The sequence below is a fragment of the Paenibacillus sp. JNUCC 34 genome (assembly GCF_058269055.1).
This window is the reverse complement of record NZ_CM177770.1, coordinates 3,476,807-3,502,944: the sequence shown is the minus strand read 5'-3', so window position 1 is coordinate 3,502,944 and position 26,138 is coordinate 3,476,807. Positions and strand designations below refer to the sequence as shown.

Here is a 26,138-nt window from a genome sequence, read left to right as displayed (position 1 = left end):
CCAATGAAAAATAACGCGTTAGGCCTAGTAGAAGTGAAAGGGTATCTGGGAGCAATCGTAGCTGCGGATGCAGCTTTGAAAGCAGCAGGTGTCAACTGCATCGGCTTGGAAGTCATCAAGGGCGGTTTGGTGACGGTAAAGCTGAGCGGAGAGGTCGGTGCCGTGCAGGCTGCGGTGGAAGCGGGAGCAGAGATAGCTGCTCAACTGGATGTGCTGTTGACAAGACATGTCATTCCTAGGATCCATGAGGAAACAGCCGCTTTGGTTGTAAGCCCGGTTGATGTGAGTGCGAACACGAAGCAGCTTGTAGGAGGTACAGCGGACCCGCTTGCCAATAATGAAAAGCTGGGAGAAAGCACAGCGGACCCACTAGCCGCCGATGTAAAGCTGGCAGCCGTTGCGGCTACTTCGGAAGCTGATGAACCCAAGACCGATAATGTTGTGGCTCTTGAGCGAGCAGAGAGTCAGCCTGGAAGCCAACGTAAGACGAAGTCAGCAACTGCAGCAAAGCGCAGCAAGAATGCGAAGAAAGCCGGTTTGTAATAATACAACGTAATGGAGAGAAGGGATGTTAATGGAAACGTTGGATAAGGACCTAAGATCCATTCAAGAAGCTCGAAACTTGATTAAGAAGGCCAAAGAGGCGCAAGCCAAGCTGGCTGTAATGACACAGGTACAGATTGATGCCATCGTAAAAGCGATTTCCGATGCTGGCTACAAACATCGTGAGAAATTGGCGAAAATGGCAAATGAAGAAACAGGCTTTGGTCGCTGGCAGGACAAAATCGTCAAGAACACATTTGCAGCGAAGCATGTGTATGAGTCGATTAAAAAAATGAAAACAGTGGGCATCCTAAAGGAAGACAAAACAAATAAAGTGATGGAAGTAGCTGTGCCGGTCGGCGTAGTGGCAGGATTGATTCCATCCACTAATCCGACATCGACTGTCATTTATAAAGCGTTGATTGCCATCAAAGCTGCCAACAGCATAGTGTTCTCACCTCATCCAAATGCGTTAAAGTGCATTATGGAGACGGTACGTATAGTCAACGAAGCAGCTATCGCAGCAGGCTGCCCAGACGGAGCCATTAATGTTATGAGTGTTCCATCGATACAGGGAACAGACGCATTGATGAAGCATAAAGATGTTAATTTGATACTCGCTACTGGCGGTACGGCTATGGTTAAAGCAGCGTATTCATCCGGAACGCCAGCTATCGGTGTCGGACCGGGCAATGGTCCGGCATTCATCGAGAAGAGCGCCAATATACCGCTCGCGGTCAAACGCATTATGGACTCCAAGACATTCGACAACGGTACGATCTGCGCGTCCGAACAATCGATTATTGTTGAAACTTGCAGTAAAGAAGCGGTCATGGCCGAGCTCAAGAAGCAAGGCGCATATTTCCTCTCCAGTGAGGAAGCCGAAAAACTGGGCAAAATAATTATGCGTCCCAATGGCACAATGAACCCGCAAATTGTCGGCAGAAGCGTAGGACATATCGCCAAGCTGGCTAATTTACAAGTTCCATTTGGTACGCGCGTGCTGATCGCCGAAGAAACTCGTGTTGGAAATAATGTTCCTTATTCCCGCGAAAAGCTGGGTCCAATCTTGGCTTTTTATACGGAAGACAATTGGGAGTCGGCATGTGAACGCTGCATCGAGATATTAAATCTAGAAGGCGCGGGACATACTATGATGATTCACTCAGAAAATGAGGAGATCGTTCGTGAATTTGCTCTGAAGAAGCCAGTGTCCAGGCTATTAGTTAATACGCCAGGCGCACTTGGTGGAATAGGTGGAACGACCGCACTTTCTCCGGCACTTACGCTAGGATCTGGGGCGGTAGGGGGTAGCTCAACGTCTGATAACATAAGCCCGCTTAATCTACTCAACATTCGTAGATTGGCTTACGGGGTAAGGGAGTTAGAAGATTTGATGGAGCCAGTACCGCAATCGTACCCTGAAGAGGCTGCTATAAATCTTGCCGATAAAGAGCAATTGATCGACATGATTGTTAAACGATTATTGGCAGAAAATGCAAGTGTAAGTTCAAATTGTTCATTTGTAACCGAACGTTGATCCACTATACAACATACATCAAGGAGGATTTTTATCATGGCAAACACTAACGCATTGGGAATGGTAGAAACAAAAGGATTGGTTGGAGCAATCGAAGCAGCGGATGCAATGGTTAAAGCTGCTAACGTAACATTAATCGGGAAAGAACAAATTGGGGCAGGTCTTGTGACGGTTATGGTTCGCGGCGACGTAGGTGCTGTTAAAGCAGCAACAGACGCAGGTGCAGCAGCGGCAGAACGTGTAGGTGAATTGTTGTCTGTACATGTTATTCCAAGACCACATACTGAAGTGGACTCCATCTTGCCTAAGGCGAGAACAACGGAATAAGATTTAATATCTGACAGGCCTGACCATCTTGACGGAAGACGGATGCGGATACTCCGCATCCGTCTCACCCGCCTGTCGCAATCCTATCGCCAGCGGCCCTCGATGCCTGAGTGTAAAAGGATGTGAAAATATGGCTGTTATTACCGAAAGCGAACTGCGCAAACACTTTCGAAATCAGAATTTGAAAGATGTTGCCGTATACGAGGCTGCGGCTGGAACGATTTTAACACCTTCCGCCAAGAGTTTTTTGACAGATCATCAGATTGAACTTCGTTATGTCGGAGCTACTGAGACTGAAGCCTCGGCACCACCCAACAAGGAAGTCAGGCTTCAAATTACAAAAAAACTGGACAGTCTGCAAAACCCGGCAGAAGGAAAAAAACGTTTCCGCACACTGTATGGCGGCTTTTTGGAAACAAAGCCGGAGCACATGACTCATCTGTATGGAAATATGCTTGTATTTAAAGATCACCCTCGGATCGTATTCCGCGGCAAACTGGATTCATTAGAAACGAAAATTTTGGAAGCGCAAATTAGTTGCTTTAAGCTCAACATGACCAAGCTGGTCGATGATTTGGAAGAGATTTTACTTTTTGTACGGCAAATTGTCCGATGTGAAGTGCTGAGTGAAAATATAGACGAGTTTCATTTACTAAGAATGTCACCAAAGGAATTGCGTGAAATGTCCCACTTTCCCAAGAAATACTTTGGATTAGAGCATTTTCAACCCAGCTATGATATGGGCGAAGCGGTTGTTGTCATAAATGGGTTACGTACATTGACAAGGGAGACGGAACTGCAGGCTTATCAGGCTTTTAAAAGCGAACACGGGGCCGTAGAGCGCGAAGATATCATCCGGACATTGAACCGGCTGTCTTCGTTATTCTGGATCATGATGTTCCGAATTCGCGTAGGACAGTACAACTGATGAGGTGTGAATGGTGAATAATCAACTGGTAGAAAATATCATGAGTGAAGTAATCAAGCGAGTACAGGAACATAATTTTATCGAAATCGAAGCATCCGGCAAGCACGTTCATTTGAACCGGGAAGCGATAGATGAGCTTTTCGGGAAAGGCTATCAACTGACGAAAGCACGTGACCTGTCTCAACCTGGACAATATGCTTGCAAAGAGCGTGTTACGCTAATTGGACCTAAAGGCGCTTTATACAATGTCGTCGTACTCGGTCCTGAACGTAGAGAATCACAGGTAGAGGTATCGCAAACGGATGCTGTCGTATTGGGCCTGTCTGTTCCCGTTAGAGAGAGCGGCAAGTTGGAAGGAACTCCCGGTATTGTAATTGCTGCTGGAAATAACATAATTCGACTGAAGCAAGGGCTGATCGCTGCCCAGCGCCATATCCATGTGAAAACGGAAGATGCCAAGAAATTCAATGTGCAGAATGGTGAAATCGTGCAAGTGAAAGTATATGGCAACCGTCCTCTCATATTTGACGATGTGCTGATACGAGTGAGTTCCAACTACGAAACATACATGCATATTGACTACGACGAAGCGAATGCATGTGGATTCACGAAAGGCACGAAGGGTCAAATTTTGAAGAAAGGCAACTAGGACCGGGAGTGTGTTAACAAATGGACATTCAAGCTCTGGATCGGACAGCAATCATCGAAGCGGTAGCGGCTGAAGTGTTAAAGAGGCTGCAGCAGGCGCAGACGAGCGAGCCGATTGCAATCAGTAAGAAAGCGATCCTTCTGTCTACGGAGCCTGTTCCCGTACTGGAGAGTATTCTGAATCCGTACTACGAGGTGCGCTATTACGATGAATCGGTCAGAGATTGCGATCTTCTAATTATTCCGAAGATGTGCATTGGGCTGCTGTCTTATTTAGCTAATGGCATAAGCGCAAGCACACGTGAAGTTTTTGTACTGACTATGCTGCTAAAAGGAAAACGGGTTGTTGTTCTGGAGGAAGGGCTGCTTTACAGGAAATATAAGCAAACATCTCCTGTTATGCTGTACAAGCTGTATGACGGATTTGCAAATAAACTCCAAAGCTATGGTATTAAAACAGCACGGGAATCGGACCTGCTGAGTGCTTGTCTGGAAGATGAACGACTAGCAGAGAATCTAGAAGAAGTACACAGCGAGGCTGCTCATGTTGACATGATCTCTCAATCAGAAGTAATAACAAGCAAAGTTATTACTGAAGCTGATGTGAAAAAACACCGTCTTCAAAACGTGAAAGAGATCGTAGTTGGCCCGCACAGTATAATTACACCGCTGGCGCAGGATTATTTGCATACGCATCAGATGCGTGTAAGCAGAAGGTAATGGGTGAGGTGAAACGATGATTGTAGGAGAAGTTGTGGGCAGTTTATGGGCTACCCGAAAAGATAAGAAGCTGAATGGTCTGACTTTCCTTGTAATCAAGCCGAATTCCTATGGTAATCCGGATCAGCATGATTATTTCGTAGCTGCAGATAATGCGGGCGCAGGCATCGGCGACACTGTGCTAGTTACGAGAGGAGGCGCTGCCAGAACCTCGCTAGCCGCCTCAGACGTGCCAGTTGATGCGGTCATCGTAGGTATCGTCGATTCGGTGGAGCTGGCTCATAGATGAAATGCGCTTGTTCATTATATTGTAATAAGATCTTCGAGAGAAGAAAAATAACAGTTCCAATAAGAATGGAGGACCAACAATCATGGAAATTAATGAAATCATTATTTACTTAATGGTCATTTTCATGATTCTCGGTGCGCTTGACAAGAGTATCGGGAGTAAGTTTGGGTTAGGTCAGCAATTTGAAGAAGGTATTATGGCCATGGGAGCTTTAACACTGGCGATGGTAGGGATCATATCACTGTCCCCTGTTTTGGCCAAACTGTTAAGCCCGATTGTCGTACCTCTATATACCGCGCTCGGCGCAGATCCCTCGATGTTTGCAACTACGCTGTTAGCAAATGACATGGGCGGTTTCTCACTCGCTCTTGAACTGGCGCAGGACCCACAGGCGGGCCTGTTTGCCGGAGCTATTTTGGGTGCAATGCTCGGGCCGACGATCGTGTTTATCATTCCGGTTGCGCTTGGCATAATCAGAAAGGAAGATCAGAAGTTCTTGGCTACTGGCGTACTAGCTGGTATCGTGACGATTCCGCTTGGCTGCTTGGCAGGGGGGCTTGTTGCCGGTTTTCCCATCGGCATGATTCTATCCAACCTGGTTCCAATCATCCTATTTGCAGTATTAATCGTACTTGGCCTTTGGAAAATTCCTGATGGTATGATTAAGGGCTTCACTATTTTCGGAACATTCATCGTCATTGTGGCAACATTAGGACTTGCAGCCGCCATTGTACAGCAGCTAACAGGGCTCACAATCATTCCTGGTCTTGCTCCTATTGGAGAAGGTATCGAGATCGTAGGTGATATTGCGATTGTGCTGGCTGGCGCCTTTACGATGGTATTTGTCATTACAAAGGTGTTCAATAAGTCGTTAATGAAAATGGGTAAACTGTTAGGCATGAACGAAGTTGCGGCAGCGGGGATGGTAGCAACGCTCGCCAACGTCATCCCAATGTTTAACATGATGAAGGATATGGATGCCCGGGGCAAAGTCATAAATGTGGCCTTCGCTGTGTCAGCTGCATTTGTGCTCGGCGATCACCTTGGCTTTACGGCAGGGGTGGCTAGAGAAATGATTTTCCCGATGATTGTCGGGAAGCTAGTGGGCGGTATTACGGCGGTTTGTGTTGCTGTATATTTGTCGAAGAAAATGACATTGGAACCGAAGAAAGATCAGTAGGAGGGCCGAAGGAGTTGAAAATAGCTAGGACACCTGCGCACAGAGAAATCCGTGCGCAGAAGCGTGTCGACGAAAGTACCTAGTTTACACGTACCTGTTATTAATGAGATGTACGCATGAATCATTGAGTCCTAGAGCTGAAAACTGGCTAAAGTACTCCTTTTATTGCTATTATAAACTCATATAAGAAATATCCCGCAAAACCTATTAAAATAAATCCAGCGATGATGGATACCCATTTTATCATGGTTTGACTCATTACTTTTCTTGTTACCGAAACAATTGCAAGTAGACCAACATCATGGACTAGGATACCAGTTAAAATACCCGCCCCTACGATTAAAAATTTTGTCGGTTGTGTCATATCATATGAATCAGAAAGTACAGCCCCAAAAACGGAAATCCAAAACACGAGATTTCCTGGGGAAATAGCTACTAGTAAGCCATTACGGTATGAGCTAAGAAATGATCCGTTTGGTTTATTACCAGCTAACGTAATATCTTGGTCTGAGTTTTTTATGGAATCATAGCCTAAAATTGCTAAGAAACATGCGCCAATAAGCCACATTGGTATTTGAATGTAAGGTATAGCAAGTACAGAAGCTAATCCCATATATAATGCTATAATTAATAATAAATCGATTGTCATTCCACCTAATCCAACAGCCCAACCATGCATAAAACCCTTTTTCAGACCTTGCTTCGTCATTTCAACTGTCATTGCTCCTACAGGCATTGCAATTGCAAGACCTGCCAGAAGATACGTGAAGAATATATTCAAGTAAACACTTCTTTCAAATTTGATGTCTAGAAACTCGTATATTGTTATTGCTGTTCTTTGAAATAGTATCCAATAGTATCAGATGTATCTTACTACATATCCCAAAATTCGACAATCTGACCCTTTAGTGAAATAAGTTTGGGTTTCCAAGGTCAGTAGAAGCTTTTGACAAGTAGATTAATTTAGAGTAATATCCACATGTAATAATTTCGCAAGTAAGGACTAGATATGAGCTCAAGGCTGTCTCTTTACAGGGAGAGCTTTTTTTCATTTTATTTGTTAGAAATCGAGTTATGGGGGTGGAAGCTATAAATACCGCTAATCGTAATCAAGTACTTATTGTTGAAGATGATGCACATATTAGACGTTTTGTATCGATTAATTTACTAAATAACGGATTTGTGGTGAGTGAGGCTGCATTTGGAGGAGAAGCGATACAACTCTTCACTACGAATCGACCCGATGTTGTTGTTCTGGACATTATGCTGCCAGATACTGATGGATTTGAAATCTGCCGACAGTTAAGAGAGATAGAGCCTGCGGTCATCATCGTCTTTTTAACTGCACGCGGACAAGATCTGGACAAGATCAAAGGATTAGAAATCGGAGCTGATGATTATATTGTCAAACCGTTTAATCCGTTAGAGCTTGTAGCACGAATTAAAGCGATATTGCGCCGAACAGAAACTGCTCTAAAACCGCAAAGATCCGTGATTCAATCCGGTCCAATTCGGATGGATCTAAATTCGAATAAAGTGTTCAAAGATGACATCTTTATTGAATTAACGCCGAAGGAATTTCAACTAGTTAGAACTTTTCTAGAACATCCCGATACAGCACTATCTCGAAATGAATTATTAAATCTCGTATGGGGAGAGGATTATATCGGAGATCCTAAAACAGTAGATGTTCATGTGCGAAAGTTACGGGAAAAGATTGAAGATGATGGCTCCAATCCACATTGGATTGAAACGGTATGGGGAGTGGGATATCGCTTCAGGAAGGACGGTTAAGAAGTGGGTATTCAGAAAAGATTAGTAGGAAGTTATCTTGTGGTCATTTGTATCACTGTTCTCATTCTTGAGATTTTTCTCATGGTATACGTGAGATATTATTATCTTCATAATGTAGAGCGGATTCTGATGAATCAAGCGGAGCTGTCTGCTTCTTTTTTTCAGCAATATTTTGCCGATGAAGATCTGGAGAAACAATCGTATCGATTATTGAAGGGGTTTGCACATAACTCGGATGCGCAAGTGCAGATTATTAATTCCTCAGGCCGACTTTTGCAGGACTCTACCGGACTTCAAGGCGGCAATGACATGACTACGTATTTAGATGTACGAACTGCACTCCAAGGACAACCCGGCACTTGGAGAGGGAAGGACCCTTCCACCCAAGAAGCGATATTAGCGGTATCTTTTCCCTTACGAGCCCATGACATCATCGTTGGAGAAGTTAGATTTGTCACTTCCTTGACTGAAACACTACATACGGTTAATCGTATTGCAGTCGTACTGATCTGTGTGGGTCTGCTTGTTCTTGCGATTGTTACCGTTCTTGGACTATTGTTGTCCTGGACCATCACGAGATCAATTAAGGATCTTAAACAGGCAGCAGATCAGATGACAGAAGGAGACTTCAGCATAAGAGTACAAAAACGCTATCAGGATGAGCTGGGTTCTTTAGCTGATACGTTAAATATGATGGCAGGTAGAATTTTGAAGAGCGAACAGCTTAAAAATGATTTTATTTCATCCGTGTCCCATGAACTGCGAACGCCATTAACGTCAATTAAAGGCTGGGCCATCACGTTGAAATCGAGTGGGAATCACAACGAGCAAATCCTTAAAGAAGGATTGGATATTATTGAATCAGAAAGCGACAGGTTAACTCGTATGGTGGAAGAACTGTTAGATTTCTCTAAACTGGATAACGGAAGAATTGTCATACACTCAGCACCTGTCCATCTATCAGAATTATTGCAACACATGGGTAGACAACTTGCCCCAAGAGCTGCTCGGCAAGGAGTCTCACTCGAAATACAAACTGAGGAGAATCTCCCTACCATTCATGCAGACGAGAATCGTTTGAAGCAAGTACTAATTAATTTAATTGATAATTCACTCAAATTTACAGATGCCACTGGTCGAATTTTTGTACACGCTTATACAGCTCAAGAACAAGTCGTTATTACCGTTGAGGACACTGGCTCAGGAATCGCAGAGGAGGATCTAGAGAATGTGCTGCAAAAATTCTACAAAGTAGATCCACATGCACCTGGCAGTGGTCTGGGTCTATCGATATCAGATGAGATCATTAAGTTACATCATGGAGAATTACGCATAATTAGCGAGGTAGGTAAGGGTACGACAATCCAGATCTACTTGCCAATAAAAGGGAAATTAAATTTAACTATTTCATAACCACTTCGTTCCCTTTCAAAGATAGAATAGTAAATAACCTTGACAATCGAGGAGCTGGTAATCAGAATGCTCAACAAACTCATTAGAATAGGTTTCATATCGACTACGTTATTGTTGCTCGGAGGATGTGGGATTCCAGCAACACCAATAGATATGATTAAGCCTCCACTATCAGAAGCAAGTATTCAGCGAGACAAAGTCAGCTATGAACTTATCAAATTACTGCCTGACGAAGTTCAATTGTTAGTCCCCACGCAGGGAAAAGAAGGTAATGAGTTCTCGTTCGGAGATATGGACGGGGACGGTATCGATGAAGCTGTCGTTGTATATGAAGAGAATAAAGCGACAGGTAAAATGTTGAAAGCGGCGCTATTTAAGCAAGATAATGAGGAGTGGCGAATCGTATCGGAAGTCGAGGGCTTTGGTTACGGCTTGGAGTATGCTGGATTTCCAGATATCGATCAGGACGGTCGGTCCGAGCTCGTGCTTGGCTGGTCATTAGGGGCTGCAGGAAATGGTCTGGACATTTATGGCTTGAGTGAAGATAAATTGAAGCTGTTATCCAAGAAGGAGTATCACGGTAAGTTCGATCTTGAGTAATCCTTCCCAAGGATTGTAGTTAACAAGAGGGAGGTGTCCTATGATTTGAACGGTAAAATAAGGGGCCGACCTGATTGTCTCCGATGGCCATCATAAAACATAATAGTCCGTAGCATTACGTCATGAAACAAGGCGTATTTTCGCATCGGATTATTTGTGATGTTCATTTTTAGGGGTATTCCTACAGAAATTCTACAAAATAGAGGTTGTCATATGTTTATAACCCACATAATTTCAAAACTAGATAAATCCATGCTGTTCATTATATCGTGTCTTGTTGCCATTGGTATGATTGCTATTTATGGAGCCACAGTGGATACGAATTTAGAAGGCCTTCACATTAGTTATTTATATCTATTCGGTGCATTCTGCATTCCTATGCTGGTTCTCGCATTGTTAGATTATAGAGTTCTGTTAGGTAAGATATCTTACGTTCTCTATGGAATTGGCATAGGGATGCTGGTTCTTGTCAAGTTTACCGGAGAGAACATTAACGGTGCTGTTCGTTGGCTAAGTATTGGAAGTTTTCAGCTTCAACCTTCTGAATTAGCTAAATTATTTACAGTGCTTCTGATTGCTCATTTATTAGGCAAGCGAGAGGGAGCCCAGCTTCGCATTGTTCAAGATATATTACCGATTTGTATCATTTTCATGATTCCTATCATCTTAATCATGCAGCAGCCCGATTTAGGCACTTCTCTAGTCTTTGTAGGTGCACTGCTTAGTATGCTGTGGATGGGTAACATCCGTTCATTATATATGATTCTGTTCATCAGTATTATGATCATTACGGTAGGCATAATATTATGGCTATACTATGCCAATTTCGAATTGTTATCCAAGATTGTGGAGCCTCATCAAATGTCAAGAATTCAGACTTTTCTTGACCCAGCCAGTGATCCCGATAAATCATGGCATGTTAATAACGCAAAATATGCGATAGCTTTGGGAGGATTGACTGGAAGTGACGTATCTTTTTTACGTAGAGGGTTTGTTCCTTATGCGTATTCCGATTCGATCTATGTAGTCATAGGCGAGGAATATGGTTTTTTGGGTTCTGCGGTGCTGTTGCTGTTATATTTCCTTCTCATATATCGCATGGTTCATATCGTCAAAGATAGTAGAGAACTTGCAGGGTCATATCTTGTTACCGGGCTTATAGGAATGTTAGTCTTTCAAATTTTCGTTAATATAGGCATGCATATCGGTTTGGTACCCCTGACGGGTATTTCCTTACCGTTCATAAGTTATGGAGGCAGCTCACTACTAAGTAATATGATTGCAATTGGATTGGTATTAAGTGTAAAATTTCATAAAGACGATATCTATATAGAATGAACTAAAGCAACCTTATTATTACAGAAATAGAAAGCAGGTTAAGAAATTGGGCATTTCTCAAACGGATGATCTCGTATTTCAATTCATCAATCAAATGGCAGTAACATTCTCTGCATTAAATCCATTTATGCGTTTTTTATCAGAAAAAGCGGAATACCTCTTTTACCTGGGGATTATTGTTTATTGGTTTACTCGCATCCATAAGAACAGGCAAATGGTGATAACAACTCTCTTGTCAGCTTGTGTTGGATTTAGTGTTGGTAGTATACTTTCTCACTTTTTTTATAGGGATAGGCCTTTTGTCCATCATACGGTTAACCAATTAATTGAACATTCCGCTAACGCTTCATTTCCAAGTAATCATTCGATTGGGGCCTTTGTAATCGCAACAGGCATATGGTTGTTTCGTAAGAAAGATGGCGTGATTTGGCTTATATTGGCAGGTTTGATTTCATTCTCCCGAATTTGGAATGGTGTTCATTATCCTTCTGATGTCATCACGGGAGCATTTATTGGTGTAATTAGTGCATTTATGATTTATCAAATGGTTCATCGATGGTCTGTAGCTCATAAATGTTTGAACGCTGGCATCAATCTTTATGAAAAAATCGAGAAGAAAATTTGGAAAAGTAATAAAAAAGCTTCTAAACTCAAAAATTGAATATTTATTAGAATTGAGTGGAGGAAATTATGTCTATCAAACCCAAGAGAAAAGCAATTCGTAAAGTTATGATGAGCATTTACCTTGTCATAATCGCCCTGATACTTGGAGTTGGAATCTATGCGGGGTATATATATTATAAGGCGGATGCTGCGATTCAACGTGTGGCAGCTCCTAAGCTGGCTGATGATCCGATTGATTATGTAAAGAAGGAATCGATTCAACCTATGACTTTTCTTTTGGCGGGTGTGGATAGCCGGGATGGTGCTGATGGGGTGATGAATACAGATGTTCTTATGCTTGTCAGTTTCAATCCACAAACCCAATCTGCTAGTTTGTTGTCCCTGCCGCGTGATTTGCTGCTAAAACCTAAATCATTGCCTGCTCATAAGTCCAATTATTATTATGCTTATTACTATATAAAGGATAAGTCAGAGGCTATTCCTAATACAAAACGCTTTTTCTCTGATTTGCTAGGTTTTCCGATTGATCATATGGTCGTGTTGAATTTTGATGCCTTACGGCAGACGGTGGACGCGCTTGGCGGACTGCAAATCGATGTCGACATGGATATGAAATATAACGATTCCGCAGACGGAACGCGTATCGATTTAAAAAAGGGCTTGCAGACTCTTAATGGTCAACAAGTGCTCGACTATGTCAGGTATCGTAAATCAAATCAAGGGACTCGGGAGTCCTCCGATTTCGCGCGTAATGATCGACAGCAGCAAGTGATCAAGCAGATCATTGAGAAACTGGGGGATTTTCAAGGGATTTCCCAATGGGGAAACGTATTGGACATTATCGGTGAAAATGTGAAGTCTGATATTCCTGAATCTGATCTTCAACAATGGGTCTATAATTTCCCGAAAATCAAACCGAATCATATTCGTTCATTACAGATGGAATCCAGTTGGAAGAGTCCCTATGTATACGTAAAAAAAGAGGATTTGCAACAAGCGTTGGCTGCACTGCGTGATGAGGCAGGTGTCAGTTCAGAAAGTCAGCTCAACCTAGAAGCTTTTGGGGTGATGGATTAAACGACGATGTCAATGTCCATTGATAAATAGTGGTTACTTTAAAAGCCTTGATATTGGTCTTACCCCTGTCAAGTAGACAGAATAAAAAAGCAAGCTATGCAGCTAGTGCGTGCCGATACTCAATTGGTGCGCACTGTTTAAATTTGGCCTGAAATCGCTGGTAGTTATAAAAATAGATATATCTCCGACCGCTAATCGCGTGTTGTACGCCTGAGACGTATATTGGAAGCCTTGGTCCGAATGGAGCACAGCTTCCGAGACGTCTCTTTTTCGTGTCCACTGTTTAATCGTGTCGAGTACCAACTTCACATCGTTACGATCAGAGATTTGCCAAGCTACAATCTCATTGTTAAATAGATCCTGAATGGCAGACAGATAATAAAAGCGAGTGCCATCCGAGATATACGTAATGTCAGTCACCATTTTCTGACCCGGAGCGGTGGCATGAAATTGGGGCTTTAGTCGGTTAGGATATATAACAGATGGCGTATAGCTTGAGAATTCTCGTTTCTTTCGAATCACAGATTGAATCGACAACTCTTTCATGAGTCGCCATACAAAAATCCCCTCCAAGTTCACTCGCTCCATCGTGTTAACTTAAAATTGTTGAATAACTTACAATGATAGTTTATTGTATTTTTGAAAATAAGGAAATTTATAACTAAATAGGAAGATCGAATGTGTGAAATATAAAGTTAAATAAATGGGGGATACTGAAAGAGTAATTTAGCTTTTCTGTTTCCTGGACAAGGTTCTCAGATTGTTGGGATGGGTAAGGGCTTTTGGAATAATTTTGATGTCGCTAAGGAGTTATTTGAAGAAGCCAGTCATGCTATTTCTTACGATTTAAAAAAGTTATGTTTTGAAGGCAGTATGGATATGAATGATTACGCGTTGACTGATGCAATTTGGTATAAATAACAGCAAGTTTATTTTCTTGTAACACTTATAAAACATTCTAGGCTGCCTCTTTAAGATGGTAGCCTGTTTGTAGTTTAAATCTATTAGATGACGTTTTGGATTTGTTTGATAGTCAACTATTTCGTCATAAATATGTAAAGTTAGTATTATTTATTCAATAATGAAATTATGTTATATTTTACAATAATATTCTTGTAATTACATTTATTGCTATGATAAAATCTACTTGAAAATATGTATAAATAGCATGTAGAGGGAATGATTGAGATGATAGATTTGGAGGATATATATGTATACTAAACAATTTCAAACATTAGTAGAGGTCATACAAGACAGAAGTAAGATAACTGACCGTGGTATTCTTTTTATAGATGCTGATAAGATAGAAAATTTTATATCGTTTAGTCAATTATTTAACGAAGCGCGAGGATATTTAGGTTATTTACAAGAAATAGGAATTAAACCAAAGCAAGAGATTATTTTTCAGATACAAGAAAATAAACGATTTTTAGTAGCATTCTGGGCCTGTTTACTTGGTGGAATGATACCCGTACCTGTAAGCGTTGGTGAAGATGATGAACAGAAGTTGAAAGTATGTCGTATTTGGGATTTGCTAGAGAACCCATTCATGATTGCATCTGAAAAGGTGCTGGATAAAATGAAAAAGTTCGCTTTAGAACATGAATTACTAGATTTTTATCATCAATTAGAAGCTAAAACGGATATCATACAAGATAAAGTATATGATTATAAATCTGTAAAATGTTATGAACCTAAGCCAGAAGAGTTAGCATTTATTCAATTCTCTTCTGGATCAACAGGTGATCCCAAAGGCGTTATGCTCACGCATCGAAACTTAATTTACAATACATGTGCTGCTATAAATGGTACAAAAATCAGTTCAAGTGATACCTTCCTCTCCTGGATGCCGCTTACCCATGATATGGGGTTAATTGGATTCCACCTCGTGCCGCTCATGGCAGGTGTTCATCAGTACTTGATTCCAACCGAATTATTTATTCGAAAACCCGTACTATGGATGAAAAAAGTAAATGAACACAAAGCAACCATCATATCCTCTCCTAACTTTGGTTATAAGTACTTCCTGAATTTCTTCCGTGAAGAAAAAGCCGCGGGATGGGACTTGTCATGCATCAGAATTATTTATAATGGTGCGGAACCTATATTACCGGAAGTATGCCATGAGTTCTTGAACGTGTTGTCAAAATACAACTTGAGCAAAACGGCAATGTTTACCGTATACGGATTGGCAGAAGCCTCTGTTGCGGCGGTTTTTCCAAACGTAGAAGAAGAATATACTGCTGTGTACTTACATCGGGATCATCTGAACTTCGGCGAGCATGTAATTGAATTAGACAAAGATGCTGAACAAGTGGCATCATTTGTTGCTGTTGGGAAGGCTATTGATTATTGCGAGCTTAGAATCTGCGACCATGAAGCTAACATTGTTCCCGATTATGTGATTGGAAACATTCAAATTAGAGGGGATAACGTTACCAAGGGCTATTATAATAACCCGCAAGCAACGGAGGGACTCATCACTCAAGATGGTTGGGTGAATACAGGGGATCTAGGTTTTATCATGAACGGCAATCTTGTCGTAACCGGGCGGGAAAAAGATATTATTTTCATCAATGGTAAAAATGTATACCCTCATGACATTGAACGCGTGGCGATTCAATTGGATGGGATCGACTTAGGGAGAGTCGCAGCTTGTGGTGTTTATGATTCTACGAGCAAAAGTGAAGAAATTATTGTGTTCGTGGTTTATAAAAAAACGGTTGAACAATTTCTGCCCCTTGTTGAAGAAGTGAAGAAACACTTGTATGTACATGGAGGATGGAGCGTCAAAGATGTCTTGCCTATTAAGAAACTACCGAAAACAACGAGCGGGAAAATACAGCGTTATCAGCTAGCTAAGCAATATGAAGCAGGGAAATTCTTAACAGAGTCCTCATTCATCCATGAACGGATCACGAACGATAAAACTAAAGAAACGGCTCCTGTATCTATTCATGTGTTGGAAACCGAATTAATTTCACTATTTTCTGAAGTGTTGGCAGGGAAGAAGATTGATATTGAAAATAGTTTTTTTGATATGGGTGCAACTTCATTGCAACTGGCTCAAATCGCTGAACGTATAGAGCAAAAGTACGGAGAAGAGCTTGCTATTACTGACCTCTTCACATATCCGTCTATAAATGAATTGGCAAAATATCTTGCTAAAAGCGATGACGAAACCACACCAGTCAATAAAATCATCGAAGATCATCATCCATCATCCAAAGATATTGCTATTATTGGCATGTCTTTAAATGTCCCGGGAGCATCGAATACGAATGAGTTCTGGGATGTTTTAGAAAATGGCAAGCATTTTATTCATGATTATCCTGAAAGCCGGGTAAAAGACGCAGCGGATTATTTGCAATCGATTCGAAGTGAAATAAATGAAAGCCAATTTATTAAGGGTGGTTATTTAGATCGAATTGATCAATTCGATTATTCATTCTTTGGTTTAACTCCGAAAACAGCGCAGTTTATGGACCCAAATCAAAGAATGTTCTTGCAAACTGCATGGCATACGATTGAAGACGCGGGATATGCAGGCGAAGGAATCAATGGAAGAAATCTAGGCGTATATGTGGGTTATTCCAAAGTGGGATATGATTATGAACGGCTCGTGACGGCTAGTTATCCCGAGGAACTTAAAAATTATATCATTGGGAGTTTACCATCTGTACTGGCGAGTAGAATCGCTTATTTTTTGAATCTAAAAGGCCCAGCGGTTACGATGGATACCGCTTGTTCTTCTTCGCTTGTTGCCGTTCATATGGCCTGTAAAGGATTGCACGCTGGAGATTGTGAGATGGCAATCGCCGGCGGCATTCGAACGGCATTGTTACCTATAAGCATTGGACTGGATATGGAATCTCCAGATGGATTAACAAGAACGTTCAGCGAAAATTCCAATGGCACTGGATTTGGTGAGGGTACCGGAGCGGTGCTATTGAAACCGTTGCAGCAAGCCATTAACGATGGGGATCACATCTATGGTGTGATTAAAGGAAGTGCGATTAATCAAGATGGCAAGACGGCGGGAATTACTGCGCCTAATCCTGAGTCTCAGACAAATGTAATTGAAGAGGCGTGGAAGGAGGCTGGAATTTCTCCGGAGACCCTTAGTTTTATTGAAGCACATGGCACAGGGACGAAATTAGGTGACCCCGTTGAGTTTAATGGGCTGTGTAAAGCTTTTGAAAAATATACGGATCGGAAACAATTTTGTGCGATCGGTTCGGTAAAAACAAACATTGGGCATTTGTTTGAAGCAGCGGGTATAGCTGGATTAATCAAATCGATACTCATGTTTCAGAACAAGAAAATTCCGCCATTGGTTCATTTTGAAAGGCCTAATCCACTGCTTAAATTTGAAGCCTCACCTTTTTATGTGAATCAAAAATCAATGGCTTTTGGCGAGGAAGACAGACCTTTGCGATGTGGGGTAAGTTCTTTCGGATTCAGTGGTACAAATTCGCATGTTGTCCTCGAAGAATTTGTGCCTTTGAATACAGAACATAAAATTACGGTTCATAAGCCTAATCTATTTGTTCTGTCTGCTGCGAATGAACGCGCACTTGATGAACTGGTTAAAAGTTATCAGCAATATACAACCGATCACAGTGAGGTTTCCATTCGACAAATTTCTTATACAGCGAATACAGGAAGAGCCAATTTAGATTATCGTTTGGCAATCATTATAAGCAATACACAAGAACTTAATGATAAATTAACACGAATTGTACATGGAGAGCGCAATCTCCCAGATGTTCATTTTGGTTATGGAAAAAAGGATAAGAAGTTTATTTCCGATAGCCTATATCAACAGGCAACGTTGCAATCGTTAAATCAATTAGGCGAGTTATTTACTCAAGGGGCAGTTATCGATTGGGAGAAATTATATGGCCGTGAAGTCATCCGAAAAATTCCATTGCCGTTATATCCATTTGAACAGAAGAGGTGTTGGATTGATGTGAAGCAACATTCGATACCATCGAGAAACATTTCAGAGAGAAATGGGGTTCCAGTGGAGATGAATACAAGTGATATTGAATTAAAGATTAAAACAAGTATAAGTCGCGCTTCTGGGATTAAGTTGGATGAACTGGATGTTCATGCTCATTTTCTCCAAATGGGATTGGATTCCATTATTCTGGTGCAAATCAGGAAAGAAATATTAGATATGTTCCGTTTGGATATTCCCATGGAAATGTTTTTTGAGACTCTTACCGACATTAACCATCTGGTTAAATATGTGTCTGAGAATGTACAGCATAAACCTGATGAGGTACACACTGCGAATCACACTGAGGATCATGCGGTCGTGAACAATTCGTTTGCGGTACAATCTTCTGCGAATGTTCCGGAGCAAATTGTTCTTTCTGCGATTCATCTGATGGAATCACAATTGAAAAGTTTGAATTTACTGTTAGGCGACCAAATCAATGATGTTCCATCACCTCATTTGGAAATTAACAGTAATGAAGTCAAAGAAACCCTTGAAATAAAAGAAACGAAAGTAATCAAACAAGTCACAGAATCAAAGGAAGCCAAACCATTCATACCTTATCAAGCATTGAAAATTCATGAAGAGAGCGGGTATTCGCATCTCAAGGAGCAGTATGTAGAACAATTTATTTCTAAGTATACTGCAAAGACTAAAGGCTCTAAGTTAAAAACAGCTCAAACTCGTTTTGCCCATGCGAATAATCGCAATGTATCCGGATTTCGTTCTTATTGGAAAGAAATAGTCTATCCGATTATTTCTATCAATGCGGATGGTTCAAAGATATGGGATATGGATGGGAACGAGTATTTGGATCTGACCATGGGATTTGGTGTAAATCTATTCGGTCATAATCCAGCTTTTATTAAAAATGTAATGGTAGACAGCATTCAAGACAATTTATCTCCATTAGGTCCCATGTCAGACTTAGCAGGAGACGTCGCAGAAAAAATTTGCGAGTTGACAGGTGTAGAACGTGTCGCATTTTATAATTCAGGTACAGAGGCAGTCATGGTTGCACTGCGTTTAGCGAGAGCAGCAACAGGGCGTTCTAAAGTCGTATTGTTTTCAGGATCATACCACGGTACACATGACGGTGTACTGGGTGTAGCGAATCCTGGAGATGTTTTATCTTCTGCGCTTCCAATGGCTCCCGGTATTGTAAAAAGCTTTATGAATGATTTAATTATTCTTAATTATAACAATCCACAAACACTAGATATCATTCAAAGCCTCGGTGATGAATTGGCTGCTGTACTTGTCGAACCGGTGCAAAGTCGAAGACCTGATGTGCAGCCAAGACAATTTCTGCATGAACTTAGAGAGATTACAAAACGATTTGGAATTGCACTTATATTCGATGAGGTCATCACTGGATTTAGAATTGGTTTAGGTGGAGCGCAAGAATGGTTTGGCGTGCAGGCAGATTTGATTACTTATGGAAAAGTTATCGGTGGCGGGATGCCTATTGGAATCGTCGCAGGCAAAGCCGAGTTTATGAATGCAGTTGATGGGGGAACTTGGAATTTTGGCGATCAGTCCTATCCTGCAGCTGCGGATAAGAAAACTTTTGTCGGTGGAACATTTTGTACACACCCGCTTACGATGAGGGTAACGTTAACGGTGCTGCATTATCTCCAATCCGAAGGAGGGAAATTATATAAGGACTTAAATGAAAAAACGAATTATCTTGTAAAAGAGTTAAATGAGTTTTTCAAAAAATCCAATGTACCAATACAAATGGTAAACTATGGATCGCTCTTTAGATTTATTTCATTTGGGGATTTGGAGTTGTTTTTCCACCATTTAATTTATAAAGGTTTATATATTTGGGAAGGGCGCAACTGTTTTATATCCACCGTGCATACGATGGATGACATGAATACCATCATTAAGATTGTTAAAGAAACGGTATATGAACTTCGCGAGTTTGGATTTATATCGGGTAACTCGCCTATTCCAGAATATCAACTTTCTTTAGAGCAGAAGCATCTTTTACTGACTTCACTGCATGGGGAAGATGCGAATGTTTCATTAAATCAAAGTATTATCCTAAAAATGACAGGAAATGTAGATACTCAAATCTTGAATCAGGCAGTGAATCAGATTGCACATCGTCATGATGCTTTGAGAACGGTGATTCATGTAGATCGTGAAACACAACAAGTTAGACCCGTAATGGAATTTCAGTGCGCATGTATTGATTTCTCAGAGGATGTTTATGCGAATCAAGAACTGGAAATTGCCAATTGGTTATCTAACGATGCGAGTGAAGCATTTGATTTACAGTCCGGGGACCCTCTGTTTAGAATCAGTTTGCTTAAACGGGCAGCGAATCAATATCTTATGGTGCTTACATTTCATCATATTATTGCAGATGGTTGGTCGATCGCTGTATTCATTCAAGAGTTGGAACAAACCTATTCTGCTCTTGTTCGAGGGGTTCCTGTTTTTTTACCAGTGGCCACTCCATTTCGTGATTATTTAACATGGCAGCAGCTCGAACAAGAAAAAGATACATTTACACAAGGGATTCAATTTTGGAAAGAGCAATTTTCCTTATCATTCCCAAAATTAATTTTACCAACGGTAAAGTCCCGTGATATTCAAAAAGGTTATTCAGGTGAAAGGTATTCCATAAAGTTGGATCGTCAATTAACAGAATCACTGCGGACTTTAAGTATAAATAATAATAGTAGTTTATTTGTAACCATGTTTGCAGCATTTCACTTATACTTGCATCAACTGACAGGCCAGTCTCAGCTTGTGATTGGTGTTCCTACGGCGGGTCAGTCCCATATGAATAAAAGTGTGCTTATTGGAAATTGCGTCAACATTGTACCTGTTCACAATACCGTGCAAACGGAGCAATCCATTTTAGACAATATCATTCATATCAAGGAAACGTTAGCTCGCGTAATGAAACATCAGCATGTTCCGTTGACGATCGTATCAGAACAGCTTTCTCATTTGCCAGCACCGGATACCCGCATTTTATTTAATATGGATAGAACGATCCATCAGCTTCAATTTGAAAATATAGAGACCGAATTTATATCGTATCCCATTAAATATGTTCCTTATGATTTATTTCTTAATATTACGGATGTTAGCCATGAATTGTGCCTGGATTTTGATTATAATACCGATCTCATTGGACATGAGATGATGAAATTGTGGTCAGAAGGATTTATTGGCCTGCTGCAAAATATGGCGAGTCATCTACGGGCTGAGATTTCGTCTTTAACGTTATTTTCACCTGAACAACAAGATCGATTAAATGAAATGTACAACCGTTTTGCATATGAGCGTATTCTTAGCGCCAATCATGCAGCCGTGTTTGAAAATCCTGCAAATGATACGGAGAGAAAGCTGGCGCTGATCTGGGAGGAATTATTATCCGTAGATCAAGTGGGGAGAAATGATCATTTCTTTGAACTCGGAGGGAACTCGCTCAAGGCGACGGTGATGCTTTCAAAAGTACATGAGCAGTTCAAGCACAAAATTTCAATTGTACAATTTTTCAAGAATCAACATCTTAAGGAACTTGCTAGTTTGATGACGGGCGAGAAAGTAGAAACTTTCATGCCTATTAAGGCATTGGAAGAAAAGAAATTCTATGAAACATCCTCTGCACAACAGCGGATCTATTTTCTGGATCAATTTGAGCCGAATAGCGTTTTTCAAAACATGTGCGGGCACATCACGGTCACAGGAAATATAGATGAACATAAATTGATTTCATCATTGGAAAAAATGGTACAACGTCATGAAGCATTTCGCACCAGTTTTCATCTTGTCGACGGAGAACTTTACCAACACATTACCCCATCGGTTGATTTTGAAGTGAAAAGGTCTCAAATGAGTCCTAGTCATTTTGAACATTATGTTAAGGAGTTTGCAAAACCGTTTGATTTATCAAAGGCTCCATTAATACGTGCCGAATACATTCGAATAGACCATGATCATGCAGAAATACTTATCGAGATGCATCATATTATATCGGACGGGTTTTCCGTTGGTATTCTCGCTAATGAACTCATCGATGATTATGACGGAAGAAACATTCCGGAAATTGGAGTTGAATACAAAGACTTTGCAGCTTGGCAGAAAGAATTTTTGGCGGGAGAGTCTTATACACAGCAAGAAAAATATTGGCTGGATCAATTTGAAGGGGAGTTTCCGAATCTCAATCTGCCTACTGATTTTGTTCGAACACCTTATTTATCTTCGGCAGGGTCAAGATTGTCATACGTTTTGGATCCACATTTGAAGAATTCGCTGGATAAGCTTGCGGGGCAAACGGGAACTACTTTATTTATGGTTTTATTGGCAGCTTATAATGTACTGCTTCATCATTATTCGGCTCAAGAAGATATTATTGTAGGTACGCCAACATCAGGAAGAAACCATCCTGATGTCGAAAAAATGATAGGAGTCTTTATTCAGACGGTAGCCATTAGATCGCAGCCGGCTGGGAATAAATCGTTTCGATTCTATCTCGAAGAAATAAAAAAACAATCCCTGGATGCATTGGATAACCAAGACTATCTTTTTGACAACCTTGTAGAGAAGTTAAACACACATCGTGATACAACCGGGACAGCGCTCTTCAATACGATGTATATCTTTTTAAATACGGAGCTAAATCAAAGACAAGAAAATGATTGCAAGTTTAAAGTTAGAGAATTAAATGTCGGTATTTCGTTGTATGATTTAATGTTCATCGTTGAAGATGACAGAGAGTGCCTGGAAATGCACTTTAATTATAAGACGGAATTATTTGCACGGGACACAATCGACAGGATGAAAACGCATTTTATCAACATCCTTAGAGATATTGTGATCGAACCGGACGTTGTCTTGTCAGACATTCAAATGGTGTCTGAAAGTGAGCAAAACTATCTTTTAAATGAATTTAACAACACAAAGATAAATTATTCGCGGGATAAGACAATCCAGGAATTGTTCGAAGCGCAGGTGGAGCGGACACCCGATCAATTGGCCGTTGTATTTGCAGATCAGCAATTGACGTACCGTCAACTGAATGAAAAGGCAAATCAGTTAGCGCGTACGCTAAGAGCGCAAGGAGTACATGCGGATCGATTAGTAGGCATCATGACAGAGCGTTCAATTGAAATGATGATTGGCATCTTTGGAATTTTAAAAGCGGGAGGGGCGTATGTGCCGATCGATCCGGATTCTCCAGAAGAGCGTATCCGGTATATATTGAATGATTCGGGAGTAACGTTGTTAGTCACGCAAAGGCATCTTAAACAGGCTGTATCTTTCAATGGTAAGTATATTGATTTGAACGATAAACAAGCATACGAAGAGAACCTGTCGAATTTGGAGTCCGCAGGAGATTCCAAACAGTTGGCTTATGTGATCTATACTTCAGGTACAACAGGCAAGCCAAAAGGCGTGATGATTGAACACCGTCAGGTTCATCACTTGGTTAAAGCGTCGTATAGCCAGGTTATTGATGATCAGCATAAAAATTTGCATATCGCTTTACTGGCGCCTTACTATTTCGATGCATCTGTCAAGCAAATTTTCGGAGCACTGCTATTAGGTCATGCCTTATATATCGTGGACAAGGAAACGATACAGGATGGACAAGATTTAGTGAATTACTATCAACACAATCAAATTGATTTAACAGACGGTACGCCTGCACACTTGAAATTACTTTTAAAAGCAAATGACTTTCAAGGGATATCGTTAAAATACATGCTGATTGGAGGAGAGGCTCTTTCTCAGCAAATTGTAGCTGAATTAACATCATTATTTTCTCTCAACCAAATAACGCCGCCAACAATTATCAATGTATACGGTCCGACAGAATGTTGTGTGGATGTGGCTACATTCAGTGTTATTCCAGAGCAGCTTGAATCGGAGAATAGCCGGGCTTATGTACCGATTGGCAGGACATTAGGAAATAACCGTCTGTATGTTTTGAATAAATATGAAAAAATACAACCTGTGGGAGTCGTAGGAGAATTGTGTATTTCCGGCGATGGGGTAGGCAGAGGTTACTTGAATTTACCGGACCTTACAGCTGAGAAATTTGTTAGTGATCCGTTTGTCCAGGGAGCAAAAATGTACAAGACGGGAGATTTGGTGAAATGGCTTCCGGATGGCAACATCGAGTATTTAGGACGAACGGATCACCAAATAAAAATCCGCGGATACCGGATCGAAGTAGGGGAAGTCGAAGCAGCACTGTTAAATATAGAGTGTGTGAAAGAGGTCATCGTCATTGCGCAAGAGGATGATAACGGGGACAAATCCTTATGTGCATACTTCACAGCGGATTACACGCTGACGGTTAAAGAGTTGAAAGAAAAATTGTCAAATGTTTTACCGAGTTACATGGTTCCATCTTACTTTATACAATTGGATCACATGCCTCTGACATCGAACGGAAAAATTAATCGCAGATCGCTTCCGGTTCCAGAAGAAAATATACAAACGGGAAGCGAATATGTAGAACCCCGAACATGGGCGGAAAAACAGTTGTTAGCCATTTGGCAAGACGTGCTTGCCGTAAAAAAAATCAGTGTAAAAGATACATTTTTTGATATAGGAGGGAATTCTTTACGAGCGACAAAGCTAGTATCCAAAATCAATCAAAAAATGAATATCAGTATATGTGTAAGAAACGTCTTTGAATGGCTTACCATCGAACAGATGGCTCAGTTCATTGATCATATGGAGCGGAATGTATTAATATCCATCCCCAAAGCTGAGGAAAAAGAATACTACCCTATTTCTTCAGCGCAAATGAGAATGTACATTATGAGCATAAAAGGCGGCAAAGAACTTGTTTATAACATGTCAGGCATCTTTATGATCGAAGGATCGCTTGATCGTATGAGACTGAAAGAAGCATTTCAACAATTAATTCGTCGTCACGAGTCTTTGCGGACGGCCTTTAAAATGATCCACGGAGAACCTAAACAAATCATACATCCAGAAGTGGATTTTGGAATTGAATGTATCGAGTCAACAGAAGAAGATATCGAAGACCAAATTCAACAGTTTGTTCGCGTATTCGATCTCGGCCAAGCACCTCTGATGAGAGTGGGGCTTATTGAACTTGAGCCGGAGCGCCATATATTGCTTGTGGATATGCATCATATCATTTCAGACGGGTTATCCGTCAACATTCTAATGACCGAACTTAGCCAGTTGTATAAGGGAGTCGAGCTTTCACCTCTTCGAATTCAATACAAGGATTATGCTGAATGGCAGCAGATTCAACTTGAAAGCGACCGGATGAAAAAGCAAGAGAAATACTGGCTTGATGTCTTCAGCGAGAAGATCCCTTTATTGGATATGCCAACAGACTATGATCGACCTGAATCTCCGAGCTATGAAGGAGATTTATTCGGAATTGCTATGGAGGATGAAATTTTTACAGGCTTAAGAAAAATGGAAGCTCTAACAGGCACGACGCTGTATATGATTGTGTTAGCAGCCTATACCATTCTATTGTCCAAATATAGCGGACAAGAAGATATTGTCGTTGGAACGCCGATTGCAGGAAGGACCCATGCGGAATTGGAACCGATTATGGGGATGTTTGTGAATACACTTGCTGTTAGAAATTATCCTAACGGAGGAAAAACATTTACGGAATATTTGCTTGAAGTTAAAGAAAATATGTTGAATGTCTATGAAAATCAAGATTATCCATTTGAGGAATTGATCGAGAAAGTAGATATAACCAAAGATGTCCGGCGCAATCCGTTGTTTGACACAATGTTCGTGTTGCAAAATACAGATGCAGCGGAGATTCAAATGGATGGTGTGATATGTAAGCCCTATGTCCAAAATAATCGAGTATCAAAATTTGATTTAACATTATATGCAACCGTTTTGGATCATAAACTGGAAGCCGCTTTTGAATATCGTACAGCATTATTTGAGGAAACAACGATTGAAGCGATGTCAAGGAATCTAATGTTGATATTAACCTCCATTTGCCAAAACCCTGATATCGAAATCAACCAGATAAAGTTGGTTGAAGAATTAATTAATAGTGAAATGTTAGCAGATTTAATAGAAGTGGATTTCTAATATAACTTACAAATATAAATTTTGGAT

The 26,138-nt window shown here is 40.9% G+C and carries 17 protein-coding genes and 1 pseudogene; 16 read left to right on the top strand and 2 right to left on the bottom strand.

What is annotated here, in order from left to right:
• The first annotated feature begins 3 nt into the window (after positions 1-3).
• The 8 genes from AC2TF5_RS16340 (at position 4) to eutH (ending at position 6,175) form a co-directional block, all read left to right on the top strand.
• Positions 4-543 (top strand): BMC domain-containing protein, encoded by a 540-nt coding sequence (locus AC2TF5_RS16340; protein WP_491298152.1) that lies wholly within the window; start codon positions 4-6, stop codon positions 541-543.
• A gap of 31 nt (positions 544-574) precedes the next feature.
• Positions 575-2,083, top strand: coding sequence for an acetaldehyde dehydrogenase (acetylating) (locus tag AC2TF5_RS16335; RefSeq protein WP_491298151.1), 1,509 nt, complete (start codon positions 575-577; stop codon positions 2,081-2,083).
• Between the two features lie 36 nt (positions 2,084-2,119).
• Positions 2,120-2,410 carry a propanediol utilization microcompartment protein PduA gene (gene pduA / locus AC2TF5_RS16330; RefSeq protein WP_491298149.1) on the top strand — a complete coding sequence of 97 codons (291 nt, stop codon included), beginning with the start codon at positions 2,120-2,122 and terminating at the stop codon, positions 2,408-2,410.
• 130 nt (positions 2,411-2,540) lie between these two features.
• Complete coding sequence (locus AC2TF5_RS16325; protein WP_491298148.1) at positions 2,541-3,338, top strand: cobalamin adenosyltransferase; 798 nt, start codon at positions 2,541-2,543, stop codon at positions 3,336-3,338.
• A 13-nt stretch (positions 3,339-3,351) separates the two neighbouring features.
• On the top strand, positions 3,352-3,987 hold the full coding sequence (gene eutD / locus AC2TF5_RS16320; RefSeq protein WP_491302915.1) for an ethanolamine utilization phosphate acetyltransferase EutD: 636 nt from the start codon (positions 3,352-3,354) through the stop codon (positions 3,985-3,987).
• Between the two features lie 20 nt (positions 3,988-4,007).
• A complete protein-coding gene (locus tag AC2TF5_RS16315; protein ID WP_491298147.1) occupies positions 4,008-4,706 on the top strand; it encodes an ethanolamine utilization protein in 699 nt (232 codons plus the stop codon).
• Positions 4,707-4,722: 16 nt separating this feature from the next.
• The gene (locus AC2TF5_RS16310) at positions 4,723-4,995 is read left to right on the top strand and encodes a EutN/CcmL family microcompartment protein (protein ID WP_491298146.1); all 273 of its coding nucleotides are present in this window, start codon (positions 4,723-4,725) and stop codon (positions 4,993-4,995) included.
• An 82-nt stretch (positions 4,996-5,077) separates the two neighbouring features.
• Positions 5,078-6,175: an ethanolamine utilization protein EutH gene (gene eutH, locus AC2TF5_RS16305; protein WP_491298145.1), complete on the top strand. Its 1,098-nt coding sequence runs from the start codon at positions 5,078-5,080 to the stop codon at positions 6,173-6,175.
• 148 nt (positions 6,176-6,323) lie between these two features.
• Here eutH and AC2TF5_RS16300 read toward each other — a convergent pair whose 3' ends face one another.
• A complete protein-coding gene (locus tag AC2TF5_RS16300) occupies positions 6,324-6,956 on the bottom strand; it encodes a LysE family translocator (RefSeq protein WP_491298144.1) in 633 nt (210 codons plus the stop codon).
• A 308-nt stretch (positions 6,957-7,264) separates the two neighbouring features.
• Between AC2TF5_RS16300 and AC2TF5_RS16295 the strand changes: the two genes are divergently transcribed.
• From AC2TF5_RS16295 to AC2TF5_RS16270, 6 genes are all read left to right on the top strand, one after another.
• A complete protein-coding gene (locus AC2TF5_RS16295) occupies positions 7,265-7,969 on the top strand; it encodes a response regulator transcription factor (protein WP_491302914.1) in 705 nt (234 codons plus the stop codon).
• A 3-nt stretch (positions 7,970-7,972) separates the two neighbouring features.
• Positions 7,973-9,382, top strand: a complete 1,410-nt coding sequence (locus AC2TF5_RS16290; protein ID WP_491298142.1) for a sensor histidine kinase — start codon at positions 7,973-7,975, stop codon at positions 9,380-9,382.
• 66 nt (positions 9,383-9,448) lie between these two features.
• On the top strand, positions 9,449-9,982 hold the full coding sequence (locus AC2TF5_RS16285) for a hypothetical protein (protein WP_491298141.1): 534 nt from the start codon (positions 9,449-9,451) through the stop codon (positions 9,980-9,982).
• 213 nt (positions 9,983-10,195) lie between these two features.
• Positions 10,196-11,320, top strand: coding sequence for an FtsW/RodA/SpoVE family cell cycle protein (locus AC2TF5_RS16280; protein WP_491298140.1), 1,125 nt, complete (start codon positions 10,196-10,198; stop codon positions 11,318-11,320).
• A 46-nt stretch (positions 11,321-11,366) separates the two neighbouring features.
• Entirely contained in the window at positions 11,367-11,981 is a 615-nt protein-coding gene (locus tag AC2TF5_RS16275) for an undecaprenyl-diphosphatase (protein ID WP_491298139.1), read from the top strand.
• 29 nt (positions 11,982-12,010) lie between these two features.
• Positions 12,011-13,021, top strand: coding sequence for an LCP family protein (locus AC2TF5_RS16270; RefSeq protein WP_491298138.1), 1,011 nt, complete (start codon positions 12,011-12,013; stop codon positions 13,019-13,021).
• Positions 13,022-13,123: 102 nt separating this feature from the next.
• Here the strand turns inward: AC2TF5_RS16270 and AC2TF5_RS16265 are convergent, their stop codons facing one another.
• A complete protein-coding gene (locus AC2TF5_RS16265) occupies positions 13,124-13,594 on the bottom strand; it encodes a transposase (RefSeq protein WP_491298137.1) in 471 nt (156 codons plus the stop codon).
• A gap of 195 nt (positions 13,595-13,789) precedes the next feature.
• On the opposite strand from AC2TF5_RS16265, the pseudogene AC2TF5_RS16260 reads away from it, so the two are divergent.
• Positions 13,790-13,921: pseudogene (locus AC2TF5_RS16260) on the top strand (malonyl CoA-acyl carrier protein transacylase); the annotation flags it as partial.
• Between the two features lie 310 nt (positions 13,922-14,231).
• The gene (locus AC2TF5_RS16255; protein ID WP_491298136.1) at positions 14,232-26,111 is read left to right on the top strand and encodes an amino acid adenylation domain-containing protein; all 11,880 of its coding nucleotides are present in this window, start codon (positions 14,232-14,234) and stop codon (positions 26,109-26,111) included.
• Positions 26,112-26,138 lie beyond the last annotated feature (27 nt).

Coding starts and splice junctions, on each gene's coding strand:
- AC2TF5_RS16340 (WP_491298152.1), top strand. CDS start 4: ATGAAAAATAACGCGTTAGGCCTAGTAGAAGTGAAAGGGTATCTGGGA.
- AC2TF5_RS16335 (WP_491298151.1), top strand. CDS start 575: ATGGAAACGTTGGATAAGGACCTAAGATCCATTCAAGAAGCTCGAAAC.
- pduA (WP_491298149.1), top strand. CDS start 2,120: ATGGCAAACACTAACGCATTGGGAATGGTAGAAACAAAAGGATTGGTT.
- AC2TF5_RS16325 (WP_491298148.1), top strand. CDS start 2,541: ATGGCTGTTATTACCGAAAGCGAACTGCGCAAACACTTTCGAAATCAG.
- AC2TF5_RS16315 (WP_491298147.1), top strand. CDS start 4,008: ATGGACATTCAAGCTCTGGATCGGACAGCAATCATCGAAGCGGTAGCG.
- AC2TF5_RS16310 (WP_491298146.1), top strand. CDS start 4,723: ATGATTGTAGGAGAAGTTGTGGGCAGTTTATGGGCTACCCGAAAAGAT.
- eutH (WP_491298145.1), top strand. CDS start 5,078: ATGGAAATTAATGAAATCATTATTTACTTAATGGTCATTTTCATGATT.
- AC2TF5_RS16285 (WP_491298141.1), top strand. CDS start 9,449: ATGCTCAACAAACTCATTAGAATAGGTTTCATATCGACTACGTTATTG.
- AC2TF5_RS16280 (WP_491298140.1), top strand. CDS start 10,196: ATGTTTATAACCCACATAATTTCAAAACTAGATAAATCCATGCTGTTC.
- AC2TF5_RS16270 (WP_491298138.1), top strand. CDS start 12,011: ATGTCTATCAAACCCAAGAGAAAAGCAATTCGTAAAGTTATGATGAGC.
- AC2TF5_RS16255 (WP_491298136.1), top strand. CDS start 14,232: ATGTATACTAAACAATTTCAAACATTAGTAGAGGTCATACAAGACAGA.